Here is a 15679-nt window from a genome sequence, read left to right as displayed (position 1 = left end):
TCCCCAGGCCGACCCGGCACAATGAGGCCGTCAGAGCGTCGCGGAGAGCAGCCGTCAGGAAACCCGGCGACAGCAAGGATCGAGACCTTGACCGTTAGCGGACCTTATGAAGAGGCGGGCCCCGCCGATCCCTCCCCCGGCGCTGCGGCAGCCGCGCAGGACGGCGCCCCCGCCGCAGCACCGCGTCACGCGGAGCCGGTGCACGTGGACTTCCCTCCGGTGGAGAACGGTGTCGACTACCTGCGTAGCGTGGTGGACCACCTCACCGCCGCCGACCCGCCCGCCTCGCGGGACCTGAAGTACGCCGTACTGCACCTCCAGGCGGCCGCCGAGGTGCTGCTCAAGGCCCGCCTGGCGCACGAGCACTGGAGCCTGGTCTTCAAGGATCCCGGGAAAGCCACCCGCAAGAAGTTCGAGGAGGGCGACTTCATCAGCTGCACCACCGAGGCCGCCGTGGAGCGGCTGCGCAACGTCGCCGGCGTTGCCGTGAACGACAAGGGCGCCCGCGCGCTGGACGCGCTGGCCAAGACCCGCAACTCCCTTCAGCACTACGGTCTGACCATGCCGGCCCGCGCCGTGGAGGCCCGCGCCGCCGAAGTCCTCGACTTCCTGCTGGACTTCATCCACACCGAGCTGGCACTCACAGGGCCCGTCGATTTCTGCGGGGAGAGCATCACCGAGGCCGAGCAGGAACTGGCCTACGTCCGCGCACGGCTGAGCACCATCCAGTCTTTCCTCAAGCGGCGCCACGACCAGCTCCGCCCCGAGCTGGAGAAGGTCCGCGACATCACCACCCAGTGCCCCCTGTGCACGCAGTGGGCGGTCGTGCTCGGCTCCGGCACAGACCCGCTGTCCTGCCGGTTCTGCCACCACGGCTGGCTGTCCGCCGAGCTCGCGGCCGCCGACAACGGCCTGGCCCAGACCGCGCAAGGCGTTGAGGTCGCCCAGTGCCCTGACTGCTGCGAGGACGCCCTCCTGAAGGGCATCGCCACCGTCGCCTCGGCCCCAGCGCACCGCCACTCGCTGTGCTTCGCCTGCGGCACCGCCTTCGACGTGCTGAATACGTGCGATAGCTGCGAGCAGCTCTACTCCCCCAACGAGGACAACGACTTGGGGCTGTGCTCGGACTGCCTGGGCGCCCGCATCGACCGCTTCTGAGAGCCCCGTGAAAAATCCTGCTCACCTCGTACACGCGGCACCACGGTTCCGTACGCACGAGCCCAAACCGCCCGGCGCGCGCCTCCGACAAGGTCAGTTGTGCCCGGGCACCGACTCCGGCCCGTTCCGCCGAAGCTGCCAAGAGCGCTCCGCCGCCGGACAGTTGTAACGGGCCAGGACGGTCAAGAGGTCGGCCGCCGGCCAAGGAGCACCGCGCCGAAGATGACCGGTGCGAAGGCCCCGAGCAGCTTGATGATCTCCATCACGGGGAGCCAGCCGCTTCGAGGCGCGTTCGCTGGGCAAAGCCAGCGGTGAGCACGTGGACACCACGTACGAGCTGTGGCGCGACCTGGGCAACGACATCCGCGCTCTGCCACTCGACACTTACATGATCGCCGGCCGTCTGCGCTGGTGGGCGGCTTCGTAGCCCCTCGGACCTCATCCAGCCCGAGTAAGCAGGTCGGACGGCCCTCACACCACCGACACCGTTAACGACCGCCGCCACGACGTCGGCACCCGTGACCCGCTCTCGACCGGTCCCGCAGTGCGGCGGACCCGCTCCGCGCAGCCGTCGCCCAAGCCCACGGAAAGACGCCGTCACGGGTGGAGCATACGCCCTGATCAGAGGATGCCTTTCCACGTCCATGGACGCGGACCGGAGCGGCCTCGAAGGCAGTCAACCCGGTACTGCGCCTGGCCTCTCCACTCCTCGTTGCCGGCCGCGTGCTGTGCGGCGTACGTCGCCATGCGCAGTTCTCTGGCGCCCGCAAGGATGGGGTATCCCTCCCACTCCGTGACGTCGTGGCCGTAGGCCTCGCAGAACCTGCGGTACTCCCCGTCGGTGACTGCGCCTGTCGTCTTCGCGCGCACTGCCGTGGACACCAGGTCCCACTCCGGTGGGCCGAGGGAGAAGCGTTCCAGGTCCATCATCAAGGGCCCGTTGCCTGCACGGACGAAGTTGCCGGGCCAGGCGTCGCCATGCACCGCGCAGTCGGGGAGACCGGCTGGACGTTCGGCCCATGCCGCTGCGAGATCGCGGTGCAGGCCGTGCAGCCACGCTGTGTCGTCAGCGTGGAGCGTGGCGGCAGCTTGCAGCCGCTCGTCAACCCGGACGAAGGGATCGAGGTATCCCAGATCGATGTCCGGTGGCAGCAACGAGTGCAGTTGTGAGAGGAGGTGGGCCACGTCCTCCACTGATCCGTGTTCCTGTGCCGGGATTTCCCTCCAGAAGGTCACGGGCCGGCCGTCCGCCTCGATCGGCTGCTGCACGTCGATCAGACGAACGGCCGGGATGTGCTCCTGTGCCAGCCAGCGCGCGACACGCACCTCACGGGCCGCCGCAGCCTCCTGGCCGGCCCGCGCGATCCGTACGATCACCTGCCGGCCGGGCAGTCGCCATATCTGGTTCTCGGCCAGACGCAGCGGCTCGGCCCCGGTGGAGTCCAATCCGACTGCGGCACAGGCCTGCGTCACAACCTGGTGCGCGGGCGCGGCTGCCGTTGTGGTCATGTCGAGACCGTAGCGGCGATCCGCGCACGCAGGTTCGACGCCTCTGGAATCTGCTGGTGCTTGGAGGCGAAGCGGCCGAGCTGCCGCAGGTCGTCGGCCGCCCGCCGGGAGGTCAGTCGGCCGACCTCGTCCAACGCGTCGTGTCCGATGGCTGCCGCCTGCCGGGGGTCGCCCTTGGCCATGATCAGCGAGGCCAGCTTGGTGCGGGAGATCGCGCGGGACCGCCGGTAGGCGTCCGGGTGTCCCTTCACTGCCGTGTCGAATCGGCGGGCCGCCCTGCCGGGATCCTGTCCGGCAAGGATGGCGAGATCAAATAGGGCGTGAGCTGTATCGCCGTTGTGCTGAGCCTCGTCGTAGTAGGCCATCCACGGTGAGGCTTCCGAGGCACGGGCCCGGGAGAAGGCGTCGTCTGCGGCACCGACGGCCGCCATGGTCTCGCGGACGTTTCCCATCTTCCCGAAGGCCCTGGCGCGTGCGGTGTGGAGCATCGCCTGCTCCGTAGCGGTCAGCCGGTCGGAGCGCACCAGGCCCTTCTCGGCGAAGGTGAGGCCATCGTCCGGTGCATTGATCCATACGGCCTGCCGTGCGAGGAAGGAGTACGTTTTAGCCCGAAGATGCCAGTCGCCCGCTTCCTCGGCGCAGTCGGCAGCGAATTTGAACGTCTGAGTGGCGTCATCGTGGTGGTAGGAGTCGAAGGCCGAGGCGCCGACCACTATGCCGAGCCGTGAAACAGAGGCGAACAACTCGGCACGCAGATGCTCGGGGCACTGGGCTTGCAGCAGGCCGGCGGACCACTGCATCGCCCGGCCGGCCACGTCGCGGACCATGCCGCCACCGCCCAGCTCGTTGTCCATGCCGCTGATGGCGGTGGCTGCCGCCAGGACTTGATCGATGTCACTGGGGCCGACGGTCGCGGGGAGCGACAGTCCGGCCGGGGCGAAGACCTCGGTGAGGTCTATGGGGGCTATGGCGGCGAGGCCGCCGATGTGGAGGAACGAGCGTCGGTGCACGGGCTCATGGCTCCCGGGGCGAGGAATTGGGGCGTCTCCGCCCAGGATGCGGCCTGTCCGCACCTGAACGGTTCCTTCCCCCCTACCCGTCGCAGCCTTATCGGCATCAGCCCGCTTTTTATCGGCATTCCGGTTCCCGAAGGCCATCGGCCATGCCCGGTCGAACAGCCCGCCCGTGGTGAAGAAATTGTCGAGGCGCTGGGCCACATCGCGGCGGCAGCTCGGGTACTGGCCCTTTTCGATAGCCAAGATCATGTCGCCGCTGACCTGCACTGCATGACCCAGCTCCTTGGCAGACAGGTGCTCTGCCAGGCGCAGCTTGCGCAGCTCGTTGCCGAACCACTCCTGGGGGGACGCCCCTGGGTCGAGCTCTTTCATTGGCTGTGGCATTTCCTGCCCCCGAAGTCGTCGATGCCGAACTCTCCCCCTGTCGGCATCAGGCTCTCCACCTTCTCGGTGCGCTCTGCCTGAATGGTTGCTGTCCGGTTCGAGACCAGTACACACCGCAACTCACCCCTCCTGAAGGGGTTCTGGCAGAACGGAGGAAGCAAGGATGGAGCTTCTCCTCGACACCCGTGATCGGGATGCTTCAGTTCGATCCAGGTCCAGAAGCGTGGGCGGCCAGCTCGACATGAGCTTCGACGTCCGGGCCGCGGACCTGGGGACCATCAGGGACGTCCTTCAGGCGCATCTGTGCTGGTGGCGCATCGACGACGCCACCACCGACCGCATGCTGATCGTAGTCAACGAGCTCCTCACGAACGTCTTGCAGCACACGCCCGCGGATGCCGACGGCTGCCGGATGGCCAGCCTGCTTCTCCAGGAGGTCCCGGACGGTGTCACCGCCGTCGTCCGGGACCCAGACCCTCACCTGCCTGTGTACGCGACGCCGGACTCTCTGGCCGAAGCGGGGCGCGGCTTGATGATCCTTCAAGCCCTGGCTGACGACACGTCCGTGTCTGTGACCGCAGCAGGCAAGGACGTTTGGGTCTTCATGGGGAAGCGTGACGCAACGGAGCCCTTTTAGCCCTCTCCCCGCCGGCCGGCACTTTCCAGGAGTTCCGATGTCCCCCACCGCTCTGGTCCCGGAGAACAGCGTGGTCCCTCCGTGGCCCTACGAGCCCAGTGCCCCGAAATGGGCCCCTCCTTTCGACACGGATAAATTGCGGTTCGTTCTGGAGCGGCTCGTTGGCTATACGCCCCTCAGCGTCGAAGCGATCTTTGACGACCTCGACACAGCGGTCGGCAACCAGACTCCGCCGCCAGCGGCCGCAACCGCGCTGGTAGAGCGGCTTCACGGCCACCTGAGAAGGCTCAGTGACATCGCTGTCGCTCACTCGACGCATACGTCCCCCGCGGAAATCGCTCGGCTCATCGAGCGGGGGCGCCTCCTCCGGGATGAGCCACTGCCGTCCGGCCGCCAAGAGACCGTCGGCCTCGCCCGGCGCCTGGCCTTCGTGGTCGCGGATCTGGTCGAGGTCCTGATCGAGTCCCGCTCCATCAAGGACTGCGAGTGATGAGCGGCCCTCACGTCTTTCCGCCGACGGCCCTCACGGTGGCGCCCGCGCAAGAAGCGTACGACTACGAACTCTTCGTGGAACGGCTCGCGGACCCTTGGCTGCTGGAGAAGAGCATCGCCGTGCGGACCCTGCGCATGCCCTTCCTCCTGGTTCCCGTCGGGGGCTCGCGGCGGGGCGGGTACTTCTCCGTGCCCTACGTCGACCTCGGCCTCATGGTGCATGACCTGGTCCTCGGGCAGCCCGGCTTTCCCGACCCGCGCCTGCGGTGGGCGCCCTATCCAGACGCCTGCCACGTCGTCGAGTGGGGAGAGAGGCCACCGACGTACCGGGGCCCGGCCGACGACATCGCCCTGGGGCGCTTCTACGGCTACAGCGAACACGCGATCGCCCGGTTCGTGAACCGCGCCGCCAATACCTCCCGCACCCCGCAGCCGCCCTCGCCGGCGTCCCCCTTCCGCTCCCCCGCGGCTCCGTAGGACCGCCGACGGGGCCACCCCCTTTCCCAATCACACGACCGACAGGAAGAGCAACACGCATGTGCCAGCACAGGCCACCGTGCCCCGCGGCTGATCAGCCGGACCGCGACGCGGCGATACCACTCGCACGGGACGACGTCACGGGCTGGACCAGGCTCTGCAACGGTGTCATCCGCTTCGACGACACCGGTGAACTGCTCCCCGACAACAGCATCGTGGCCCCCTGCCGCCCCCTCGCCACAGCGGGAGCCGCCCCGTGAACACGACGAAGCACGGCGTGGTCCCCTATATCACCGCGCGCGAGGGCGAAGAGGCCGACAGCTTCCTGGCCCTGCGCGCCTCCTTCGACGAGGCGGGCCGCTCGCGCCTGGCCTACTGGGACGAGATCCCTGCGGACCGCGACGTGCGCGGCGTTCTGTGGGCGCGGGTCTCGCAGGCGATCGGAGCGGACCGGCTGCCGGCCGGCGTGCCGAAGTGGCGTCTGGTCCACCCCGCCCGGCAGAGAGAATGCATGCTCACGCTTCGCTGCCAGGTGTGCGTCGATGATGCCCGCACGCCCGAGGGAATCCTGTTCCTGGAGAGCAAGAGGGACGGCATCCCCGCCGCGAGCACGACCATCCGCACCGCCCAGCCACCGCTGTGCCGACGCCACGCCCGCGTGGCCGCGCAGCGCTGCCCCTACCTCGCGGCCCACGGGCACATCGCGCTGCTGGCGCAGAGCGCCCCGCTGTACGGCGTCATCGGAACGCCGCACGCGTACACGGTCAACGGCGTCAAAGTCCTGGCGGCCGACGACGTCCCTCTGCGATACGGGGACCCGGCCCTGCGGTGGTTCCTGGCCTCTCAACTCGTACGCACCCTGCGATCGTTCCGGGTCGTGGACCTGGACGACATCGCCCCGGCCGCAGGGCCGGGCAGCTCCTGAGACAGCCGCTCGGTGAGTCGGAGGAGCCATGCCCTGCTCATCGAGCGGCGTACCACCCCGCCGGCCGGCGCTGACCCGCTCGGTCTCCGCGCGTCCGGGCAACGCCCGCCTGGCCTCCTATGCGGTACTGATCCCCGCCACTCACCCTCCGGGACGGGAACCACCGCGCGGCAGCGACACAGCTTGATCAAGACCGCAGAAACCTGACGCGTCACAGCACTGTCGGAAGGAAGTCCTATGCGCTACACCGTCACCAAGAGGATCGGCCCGATCAGCGTGATGCACGCCATCTACGGACTGCCCGACCACCACCCCTGCCGCAATATGCACGGACACAACCTCTATGTGGAACTCGCCATCGGGGCTGACCAGTTGGTTCATCCCGGCTTCGTCGTCGATTTCAATGACCTCGAAGCAGTCGAGGACTACCTGAAGTCCTGGTCACGTCTGGACTCGCTGGCTGCGCTCTTTCCCTCTGGTCGAGACGCCACCGTCGAGCGCCTGGCCGAGCATGTGGCGGACTGGTACCGCGAGCAGATCCAGCCCGAGACGAGCGGACTCCTGCTGTCGGTCACCGTTCATGAGACCGACTCCTGCTCTGCCACGTTCACTGTTCCGATCGCACCGGAGGCAAATCGATGAGCGCGGTAGCAGCGAGAATTCTTCAGCAGGCCGCATCAGCCGGGGCCCTGGCTCTCCACGAGATGTTCGCGTCACTCCAGGGGGAAGGGCCCTCAGCGGGGCAGTGCGCTGTGTTCATACGTCTCGGCGGCTGCAACCTCGACTGCGGAGCCGGGCAGGACGCGCGGTGGTCGTGCGACACCCCGCACACCTGGAAGTGGGACGAGCCCGGCATTGACCCGATCAATGAACTGCAGGTCACCTCCATCGACGAGATCGCTGCGGAGGTGGACCGGCATCGGGCTCGCCGGGTAGTCATCACCGGCGGCGAGCCGTTACTCCAGCAGCGCGCGCTGATCCCCCTGATCGCCCGCCTTTGCGAGGCCGGCTACCTGGTCGAGTTTGAGACCAACGGCACGATAGCGCCCTCGCCCGAGCTCGTAGCGGTCACCGCCCAGTTCAACGTCTCTCCCAAACTCAGCAGTTCGGGCGTACGGCGCAGCAAGCGTTTGTCCCCAAGCGCACTGTCGGCCTTCACGGCGTCTGGCAAGGCGATCTTCAAGTTCGTCATCACCGAGCCCGAGCGGGATCTGCCGGAGGTCGAGGCAACCGTTGGCCTGTACGGTCTCGCCCCGGTGTGGCTGATGCCTGAGGGCACCGACGAGGCGAGCATCCTCGACGGCATGCGCACCCTTGCCGAGCACGCCATTCCTCGCGGCTGGGCAGTCAGTCCGCGCCTGCACATCCTGATGTGGGGAGACCAGTGTGGCCGCTGACCTCACGCTCGGCGCCGTGCTTTCCTGGTCGGACGCCGATCGCCTGACCGGGCAGCTCGCAGAGCGGATCGCCGGGGAGAGCAAGCCGCAGACGATCGTCGGCATCCTGCGTGGCGGCATGATCCCCGCGATCCAGCTCGCCCACCAGCTCCGGATACGCGACGTACGGGCAGTCGAGGTGACGCACACCGCCAGCGACGCGACCAACGCCGCCAAGACAGGCGCCCCCCGTTATCGCAACCCCGCCTCACTCGGCGACCTCGCCGGGAGCGACGTGCTCCTGGTCGACGACATCGCCGGCAGCGGAGCAACCCTCGAACACACCCGCCGCATGATCACCGCACTTGCTCCGCGGCGGCTGCGGACGGCCGTGGTGAGCGTCAACCTCGCGAACTGGCAGGCGGCTGCCGCCCCGGACACCGTCATCGACTACATCGCACTGCACTGCGAAGGATGGGTGATCTTCCCGTGGGAGACCCGCTGACCCCGCAGGCCGCGAAAACGCGGCCCGATCGGTGCGCGACCCGGCCGGGCACGCCGATGATCGGGCCATACAGCACCAACCAGATGGACGACTTCTACTCCGCGCTGTTCAACGGATACGCGAAGCCATCCGGGATCATGAATTTTCTGCAGCACCAGTACATCGCGGAGCGCTGTGCTCCGGGCGCCCGTGTGGTCGATGTGTGCTGCGGGCGCGGACTGCAGCTGCCGATGCTTTACAAAGCCGCCCCGTCCATCGCCTCCTACACGGGCCTGGATATCTCCTGGGGCAACATCACCCAGGCCCGGAGCATGACCGGGCGGCTCGACGAGCACTATCAGGGTCGGCCCTTCGAGATCGCCTGGGTGGAGACGGATGCCTCCGAGACGTGGCCGGAGAGCGTTCCCGGGGCCGATGTCCTGATCAACACGAGTGCGTTCGAGCATTTGCCCCGTGAGCGCGGAATTCTGTGTCTGCAGCAGATGGCAAAGAACCTGGTCGAGGACGGGCGGCTGTATCTGTCGACACCTGAATCCCCCGGCCCGGCGCCCCGTCCCCTGCAGCACCGCGTACATGTGTACGAATGGAACCGCGAGGAGCTCGAACCGGAACTGAACGCCTCCGGCCTGGAAGTCATCGACGCCGTCGGCCTGCTGCCCGCCGGGCCCCGGCAGGTCGCTGCGGCCCTGACCGAGCGGTTCGGCCAGGGGGCGGCCGCGCTCTTCGAGCGCCTGACCCACGTCGTCCCGCAAGCCTTCCTCGACCCGCTCGCCGCGGCAGCGGTCCCGGAGGCCGCCCAGGAGGTCCTCTACGTGTGCCGGAGGCGGTCATGACGTTCTGGGTCAGCCTGGAAGGTCCCAACGGTGTCGGCAAGAGCCATCTCGCCCGGTGTCTGGCACGGCGCCTTGGGCCCGGCTGCACGCTGGCCCCAGAACTCAGCGACCTGCCCCGCGACGGCCTGGCGCCCGCACTGGTGACAGCGCTCGCCGCCGGCGGGGACCCTTTCCTGCGCGGCGATGCGCCGCTGGCCCGCACACTGACGCTGCTGGCGCTCAAGGCCAGGCTCTGGGAGCAGTTCACCACCACCGGCCAGCACCCTGCGGTGGTCCTGGAGGACAGAGGCGTGGACACTGTGGCGGTCTATCAGGCGGCGATCATCGCCGGAACCGGCGCCTCTGACGCCGCACTGCACGGCGAGATGGACCGCATCTATGCGGCGGCCACCGCCATGCGCCCGCTACCGGACCTCACCCTGCTGCTCATGGACGACCTCGCCGCATGTGCGCGGCGCTACGCGTTGCGTACCGGGGGCCCGCTGCAACCGGCGGACAGGGCCCTGTCCGACTGCGCCGTGCGCCTGTACCGGCACCGGGCCGCGCAAGAGCCCGGCCGGATCAAGCTCGTCAACCGGCGGGGGCTGAGCGAGGCGGACTTCCTGGACCTGCTGGCTCAGATCATCAGCGATGCGCTCCTCGCCCGGCAGGAGGTGCCCGGATGCTCCGCGACGTAGACCTCCTGTGGGCCCTGCGCAGCCCGTGCAACCTGGGTTGCACCTACTGCTATTTCGGAACCGTCGAAGAACACCGGGAAAAGCCCGTTGCGCAGGCAGGGCAGCTCTCCCACCTGTCGCGCAACGACGTGTCCCTCGACGGCATCGCCCGCTTTGCCGCCACCCTCGCCGACTCTCCGGTGCGCCGCGTCTTCCTCGCCGGCGGCGAGCCCCTGCTGTGGCCTCCGGTCCTCGAAATCGTCGAAACGATCAAGCGCGGCGGCATCCAGGTAGTGCTGTGCACCAACGGCCTCCCCCTTGCCCGTAACGCTATCGCCCGCAGGATCGTTGAACTCGGCGTGGATGCCGTATCGGTATCACTGGACGGCGACCGTGCCGCCGTCAACGACCGCTACCGCCCTTCACGCAACGGCAAGGACGGCTTCGAGCAAGTCCTGGCCGGTGTGCGCAACCTGAGCAAGTGGCGGGCCAGGGACAACGCAACGCTGCCCCGCATCGGGCTGTACGCGGTGATCGGGCGGCACAACATCGCCTCTGTCAACACCGTGCCGCGCCTGGCTGCGGACCTGGGACTCGACTACTTCGTCCCCCAGCCCCTGCACCTTGATGCCGAGCACGCCCTGCACGACGAACTGAGCCTGCGGCAACAGGACATCGCAGCGGTCCGCGCCGAGCTGGACCGGCTGTGGCGCAGCCGCCCCGTGGACCTGCCGGACACCACCTACCCCAGTCAGTTCCTCACCGCCCTCACGCCCGGCTCCCCCCACCACGTCGAGGGCTGCTTCGGCGGAACACGGCTGCACTTCATCGAACCCGACGGATCCGTATGGGACTGCCCCTCCGGCCTCAAGATCGCCGCCACCCCGGCGGAGCAGCACCGCTCCATCCGCAACCACAGTGCCGCAGACCTCTTCACTCACGACGGCACCTGCGCCGACTGCGGACTCTTCTCCGCCGACTGCCTGCCCATGTGGCCACTGACCGGCTTCTCGTCCTTCCTCACCAAGAGGCGTCCATGAACCGCACCTCCGCTGCACCGCCCCCGACACCAGGGACACCCCACACGTCCACCCCGTTCACCACCGAGCGCGCCCGCGCCTACGAACACGACCTCACCCGGACCCTGGGCGTGACGCACGCGATCAGCGTCAGTTCCGGTACCGCAGCCCTGCACGTGGCGCTCCTGGCCGCGGGCATCGGGCCAGGCGACGAAGTCCTGGTCCCGGCCCTCACCGTACCGATGCCGATCGCCGCGGTGCACCACGCCGGAGCCACCCCCGTCTTCGTGGATTGCGACGCCGACGGCATCGACTTGGACCTGAACGACGCCGCAACCAAGCTCACCCCGCGCTCCCGCGCTCTCCTGCCCGTACACCTGTGGGGTCGCGTCCCCGACCCCGTCGACCTGCACGCCTTCGCGGGCGAGCATCGCCTCCTGGTGATCGAAGACGCCTGTCAGGCAATCGGTACGCGCACCGGCGGACAGTGGGCCGGAACCCACGGCGACATCGGCTGCTTTTCCACCAAGGACGGCAAACTCATCTGGTCCGGGGAAGGCGGCTTCCTCCTCACGAACGACGCAACGCTGGCAGGCGAGGCCCGCGCCCTGTCCAACCACTACCTCGCTCCTCCCGCCGACCGGTCCCCCCTCGCCCGCATCGGCTACAACTACCGCCTCGCCGAGTCCCTCGCCGCCCACGCTCACTCCAACCTCATTCGCCTCACCGAGCTCCTTGCGCGCCGACGCGCCCAAGCCGCCCTTCTGACCCGCCTGTTGCACGACGTCGACCAACTCGAGCCCCTGCCCGCGCCCGCCGGATGGAACGGCTACAGCGCCTTGTTCCGCATCCACCTCGACGAGCCGCGCGCCTTCTGCGCGTTGCTCGCCGCCCACGGCGTACCCAACAGTGTCGGCACCTTCCACCTCACGGCCGCTGACCGGCGCCCGGCCCTGGTCTCGCGACCCGCACCAGCCTGTCACCGGGCCGCCCGGTTCATCGACCGCACACTCGCCCTGGTCCTGCACGACGCACTGCCCGACGAGCACCTGCACACGCTGGCCACCACCATCGCCAAGGAGGCACGGGCATGGACGCCGTGACCCACCTCGCCCACGACGCGGACTTTCGCAAAACCACCTTCCACGTCATCGACTTCGAGGGCACCACCCCCACCGGCTACCCGCCCGAGCCGATCGAAGTCGCCGTAGTCTCCCTACAGCACCACCCCCAGCAGGGCCCCCAACCCACCGGGTTCCGCCGTGAATCCCTGATGCGCCCTCCCGCGCACGCTCCGGTCACCCCGTCCGTCACCATGCACACGGGTATCAACGCCCAGGACATCGAAAACAGCGCTCCGGCCTCCGAGGTCCTGGCCCACCTGGACGCCGCCCTTCCCGGCGCGCCCGCAGTGCTCGTGGCTCACAGCGCATCCGTCGAGGCCGGCTTCCTCTACCGCTATCGCACCCACTGCCCTGGTATGGCGATGCTGCCAGTACTGGACACCATCCGCATGGCCAAACTCGCACACCCCGACCTGCCCGCCTACAACCTCGACGCGCTGATCGGCCACTTCTCTCTCCCCTACCCCGCGGCCCGTCACCGTGCCATGGCCGACGTCGAAGTCACCGCCCTGCTCTTCCAACGCCTGCTGAGCCACCTCGCCGGGTCGCGCAAGGTCACCACACTCGGTGACCTGCTCAAGCGGTGCGCCAAGCCGCCCAGAGCCGCCGAGCCCGAACAGCTCGCCTTTGGCTGAGACGCGAAGGGATCCGTCACCGTGCACAAGCCCAGGCCCCACGCCGGACTGCTCGTCAGCATCGAAGGGATCAACGGAGTCGGCAAGGACTACCTCCTTGAAAGATTCCGCCCCCACCTGGACGCGCCCAGCCATACGATCGCCGAGTTCTCCGCACGGATACGGCCCGACGGGCCCCCGGCCTGCCCGCACAAATCCTCACAGCGATGCAGCAGGCCAGCCACGGCGATCACTTCCTGCGTGGCGGCAGCCCCCGCAGCGAAACCCTGCTACTCCTCGCGGTGAAAACCCACGACTACGAACACAGCCGACCCCTTCTTGATGCCGGCGACATCGTCCTCGAAGGCCGCAGCCTGCACTCCACCGCCGTCTACCAAGCGCTGATCCTCCAACCCCAGCGCCCCCTGGAGACCGCGCACCGCCTGCTCGCCCTGGGCGCCCGATGGCGCCCGATCCCCGACCTCACCATCTTCGTCACCGACGACGTGGACACCGCCCTGCAGCGCGCGCAGCAGCGCGATCACAAGGAATTCACCGCCGAGGAGCGGAGACTGCACCACCGGGCCGACGAGCTGTTCCGCACCCTGGTCACCCACGGGGAGCGCAACCGCGTCCTCGACCGGCGGACCACACCCCCAGACGCCGCGGCCACCCGCATCGCCGCATGGATCAACGAGGCATGGCGCACCGCGCACGTCTGCAGCCTGCCCGAGCAACGCTCCGGCTCACCGGCCAGCGGCGATGTCAGACGGTGAGCGACCCGAGCTCGGCGATCCGGCCAAAGAGCTCCTTGCCGATGACCTTGGTGTCATCCGGGGAGTGCAGCTCACCGAGTTGCGCCTGGGACACCCACTTGAAGGGGTGGGCCGCCACGGCCACCGGCTCCAGCGGCGCGTCGACGACCGCGACGTACAGATGGTCGATGTGCACATGCTCTTCGGGGTGGTGGTTGTCCCGCCCGGCCTTGATCGCGACCGTCCACCACGGTGCCACCACCGCCGGGTGCGGGTATCCGTCCGGAAGTTCCAACACCGGCGCGGGCAACAGCCTCCCCTCGAACCCGGACTCCTCGACCAGCTCCCGCAAAGCCCCCTGGGCCGGAGTCTCATCCCCCTCCACGTGACCGCCGGGAACCATCCACCACGACAGCCGAGGATGCTCGATCATGCCGATGTGCCACTCACCGTCCACGACGGCGAAGGTAAACACGGAAGCGGTGGCGTGCTTGATGGTCATATCCCAGTCCCCGGCCTACCTGCAGCAAGCGGCCGCGGACACGGCCGGATCCCTCGACCCTCCCACAGCGCCTCCACCCACATCCGTCAATCCGGCCCCCCTTTGCCGTTCTGTCACCCGCGCGCGTGACAGCGCCCTGCCGTTGCGACCCGGCCGCATCCAGGGCCTCGCCCTGGACTGGGACGGCACCCTGGCTGACACGCACCAGGCCCGCCACCACGCCCAGGCCCGCTCCCCCTACCACGTCGAACTCCCCGCGCCCCGGGACCGGCATGCGGGCCTCCCGATCCCCGACCTGATCGCCCTGCTGCCCAAGCCCGTGCCCGCGGCGCAGGTTCGCACCCCCAGCAGCCAACTGCTGCTGCGTCACCTGCAGTCCGGCCGTCTACGGCCCATCCCCATCACCCTCGCGCTCCCGCGACAGGCCCGAACCGCCAGCCTCCCCTGCGCCATTGCCTCCCGTGCCCGACGCCCGCTGGCCACCGCAGGTCTGAGCGCCCTTGGCCTGCTCAACGCCTTCCAGGCCATCGTGACCGCCGAAGACGTCGCCCCGGGAAAACCGGCGCCCGAGGTCTATCTGCAGGCCGCACACCGCATCGGCGTACCCGCCCCGCATTGCCCTTCCGTGGACGACGCGCCCGCCGGGATCGACGCCGCCCGCGCCGCCCGCATGGACGTCCCCACCCTCACCAGGGACCAGAGCGCTCTGATCCGCCCCGAAACAGGGGCCGGCACACCATGACCGCAGCGACCACCCCTCAGCGCTGCCGCCACCACCGCGTACTGTTCCCCGCCTTCATCAGGCAACAACTCGCCACCGCGCGTGCTAGCTCCTTGCGCCGCCACCTCGACCGCTGCCCCGACTGCTGGACGGCGTGGAACGTCTACCGCTGGCACCGAGCCCGGGGCTCCGCACTCCTTGGTGATCTACGCGAATTCCTCGCGGACGACTTCATCCCCTACTACGACTCCTCGCATGCCCTGGCCGCCGCTTGGGACACGGCTCGACCGACCACGCCAGCCGCCCGCGCAGAGTTCTTCCGTTCCAGTACGGACTACCTCTACAACTCGACCATCTGGACCGCGAGCGGAAACCGCCCGCCCTACCTCCGCCAAGCCCGCCCGATCCTCGAACAGCTGGGCGTACACACCCTCATCGACTACGGCTGCGGCATCGGCCAGGACACTCTCCGGCTGCGCTCCCTCGGCTACACCGTGACCCCGTGCGACTACCACTCGCCCTCGACCCGCTTCCTGGAATGGCGCGCCGCGCGCAGCAACCGGCCCATCCAAGCCGTCGAGCCCGACCGACTCGACGCAGCCACCGGCACCGACGCGCTATGGATCATCGACACCCTGGACCACCTGCCCCATCCCCACCGGGAACTGGCACAGCCCCTCTCAACCGTGACCACCGTCATCACCGAGAACATCAGTATCCACAAAGCCCACGGTGCACAGAGGTTCCACAACCGTCGAACCGCCGACGAACTCATCAACTTCTTCGCCGACCACGACTTCAGCCCACAAAGACCGAGCCCTCTCACCTCACATCTGACCGTGTGGCTCCGCACCCCGTCGGCGTCGGATACCCCGACGGCCCCGAGATGACAGAGGATCCACAGACGCCCCCCGGATGAGGTCCAGTACCGCTACCACGGCAGCTGCACCGCAGGGGCAACCCTTGTATGCCCGGG

General features: G+C 68.6%; 20 protein-coding genes. 17 read left to right on the top strand and 3 right to left on the bottom strand.

All coding sequences use genetic code 11. The features are described from left to right. Positions 1-87: 87 nt before the first annotated feature. Complete coding sequence (locus IE226_RS34095; protein WP_190085324.1) at positions 88-1158, top strand: hypothetical protein; 1071 nt, start codon at positions 88-90, stop codon at positions 1156-1158. A 621-nt stretch (positions 1159-1779) separates the two neighbouring features. Here IE226_RS34095 and IE226_RS34090 read toward each other — a convergent pair. After that, the gene (locus IE226_RS34090; protein ID WP_190085323.1) at positions 1780-2667 is read right to left on the bottom strand and encodes a phosphotransferase family protein; all 888 of its coding nucleotides are present in this window, start codon (positions 2665-2667) and stop codon (positions 1780-1782) included. After that, positions 2664-4055 (bottom strand): helix-turn-helix transcriptional regulator, encoded by a 1392-nt coding sequence (locus IE226_RS34085; protein WP_229871703.1) that lies wholly within the window; start codon positions 4053-4055, stop codon positions 2664-2666. Before IE226_RS34085 ends, IE226_RS34090 begins: the two co-directional genes overlap by 4 nt. A 175-nt stretch (positions 4056-4230) precedes the next feature. Here IE226_RS34085 and IE226_RS34080 point away from each other — a divergent pair, with 175 nt between their 5' ends. From IE226_RS34080 to IE226_RS34015, 14 genes are all read left to right on the top strand, one after another. Continuing rightward, complete coding sequence (locus IE226_RS34080) at positions 4231-4704, top strand: ATP-binding protein (RefSeq protein ID WP_190085322.1); 474 nt, start codon at positions 4231-4233, stop codon at positions 4702-4704. A gap of 37 nt (positions 4705-4741) precedes the next feature. After that, entirely contained in the window at positions 4742-5194 is a 453-nt protein-coding gene (locus IE226_RS34075) for a DUF6415 family natural product biosynthesis protein (protein WP_190085321.1), read from the top strand. After that, entirely contained in the window at positions 5194-5673 is a 480-nt protein-coding gene (locus IE226_RS34070; protein WP_190085320.1) for a DUF6302 family protein, read from the top strand. Before IE226_RS34075 ends, IE226_RS34070 begins: the two co-directional genes overlap by 1 nt. Before the next feature lie 59 nt (positions 5674-5732). Further along, a complete protein-coding gene (locus IE226_RS34065; RefSeq protein ID WP_190085319.1) occupies positions 5733-5933 on the top strand; it encodes a DUF5999 family protein in 201 nt (66 codons plus the stop codon). After that, positions 5930-6598: a hypothetical protein gene (locus tag IE226_RS34060; protein ID WP_190085318.1), complete on the top strand. Its 669-nt coding sequence runs from the start codon at positions 5930-5932 to the stop codon at positions 6596-6598. Before IE226_RS34065 ends, IE226_RS34060 begins: the two co-directional genes overlap by 4 nt. Positions 6599-6835: 237 nt before the next feature. Beyond that, the gene (locus IE226_RS34055; RefSeq protein ID WP_190085317.1) at positions 6836-7240 is read left to right on the top strand and encodes a 6-pyruvoyl trahydropterin synthase family protein; all 405 of its coding nucleotides are present in this window, start codon (positions 6836-6838) and stop codon (positions 7238-7240) included. Next, a complete protein-coding gene (locus IE226_RS34050; RefSeq protein WP_190085316.1) occupies positions 7237-7995 on the top strand; it encodes a 7-carboxy-7-deazaguanine synthase QueE in 759 nt (252 codons plus the stop codon). Before IE226_RS34055 ends, IE226_RS34050 begins: the two co-directional genes overlap by 4 nt. Further along, entirely contained in the window at positions 7985-8479 is a 495-nt protein-coding gene (locus IE226_RS34045; protein WP_190085315.1) for a phosphoribosyltransferase, read from the top strand. The genes IE226_RS34050 and IE226_RS34045 overlap by 11 nt, the downstream gene beginning before the upstream one ends. Further along, positions 8449-9312: a class I SAM-dependent methyltransferase gene (locus IE226_RS34040; protein WP_190085314.1), complete on the top strand. Its 864-nt coding sequence runs from the start codon at positions 8449-8451 to the stop codon at positions 9310-9312. The genes IE226_RS34045 and IE226_RS34040 overlap by 31 nt, the downstream gene beginning before the upstream one ends. Further along, entirely contained in the window at positions 9309-9989 is a 681-nt protein-coding gene (locus IE226_RS34035; protein WP_190085313.1) for an ATP-binding protein, read from the top strand. The genes IE226_RS34040 and IE226_RS34035 overlap by 4 nt, the downstream gene beginning before the upstream one ends. Continuing rightward, positions 9974-11008, top strand: coding sequence for a radical SAM protein (locus IE226_RS34030; RefSeq protein ID WP_190085312.1), 1035 nt, complete (start codon positions 9974-9976; stop codon positions 11006-11008). The genes IE226_RS34035 and IE226_RS34030 overlap by 16 nt, the downstream gene beginning before the upstream one ends. Continuing rightward, positions 11005-12090 (top strand): DegT/DnrJ/EryC1/StrS family aminotransferase, encoded by a 1086-nt coding sequence (locus IE226_RS34025; protein ID WP_190085311.1) that lies wholly within the window; start codon positions 11005-11007, stop codon positions 12088-12090. The genes IE226_RS34030 and IE226_RS34025 overlap by 4 nt, the downstream gene beginning before the upstream one ends. Further along, complete coding sequence (locus IE226_RS34020; protein WP_190085310.1) at positions 12078-12746, top strand: 3'-5' exonuclease; 669 nt, start codon at positions 12078-12080, stop codon at positions 12744-12746. Before IE226_RS34025 ends, IE226_RS34020 begins: the two co-directional genes overlap by 13 nt. Positions 12747-12952: 206 nt before the next feature. Next, entirely contained in the window at positions 12953-13501 is a 549-nt protein-coding gene (locus IE226_RS34015) for a dTMP kinase (RefSeq protein WP_190085309.1), read from the top strand. Here the strand turns inward: IE226_RS34015 and IE226_RS34010 are convergent. Further along, positions 13491-13982, bottom strand: coding sequence for an NUDIX domain-containing protein (locus IE226_RS34010; RefSeq protein WP_190085308.1), 492 nt, complete (start codon positions 13980-13982; stop codon positions 13491-13493). The two genes, IE226_RS34015 and IE226_RS34010, sit on opposite strands and share 11 nt — an antisense overlap. 142 nt (positions 13983-14124) lie before the next feature. Here IE226_RS34010 and IE226_RS34005 point away from each other — a divergent pair, with 142 nt between their 5' ends. Together IE226_RS34005 and IE226_RS34000 are read left to right on the top strand one after the other, a co-directional pair. Beyond that, positions 14125-14724, top strand: coding sequence for an HAD family hydrolase (locus tag IE226_RS34005; RefSeq protein ID WP_190085307.1), 600 nt, complete (start codon positions 14125-14127; stop codon positions 14722-14724). Further along, positions 14721-15593 (top strand): class I SAM-dependent methyltransferase, encoded by an 873-nt coding sequence (locus IE226_RS34000; RefSeq protein WP_190085306.1) that lies wholly within the window; start codon positions 14721-14723, stop codon positions 15591-15593. The genes IE226_RS34005 and IE226_RS34000 overlap by 4 nt, the downstream gene beginning before the upstream one ends. Positions 15594-15679 lie beyond the last annotated feature (86 nt).

Origin of the sequence: Streptomyces longisporoflavus (assembly GCF_014649775.1) — a bacterium.
Lineage (GTDB): Bacteria > Actinomycetota > Actinomycetes > Streptomycetales > Streptomycetaceae > Streptomyces > Streptomyces longisporoflavus.
This window is presented reverse-complemented; position numbering and strand designations above follow the sequence as displayed.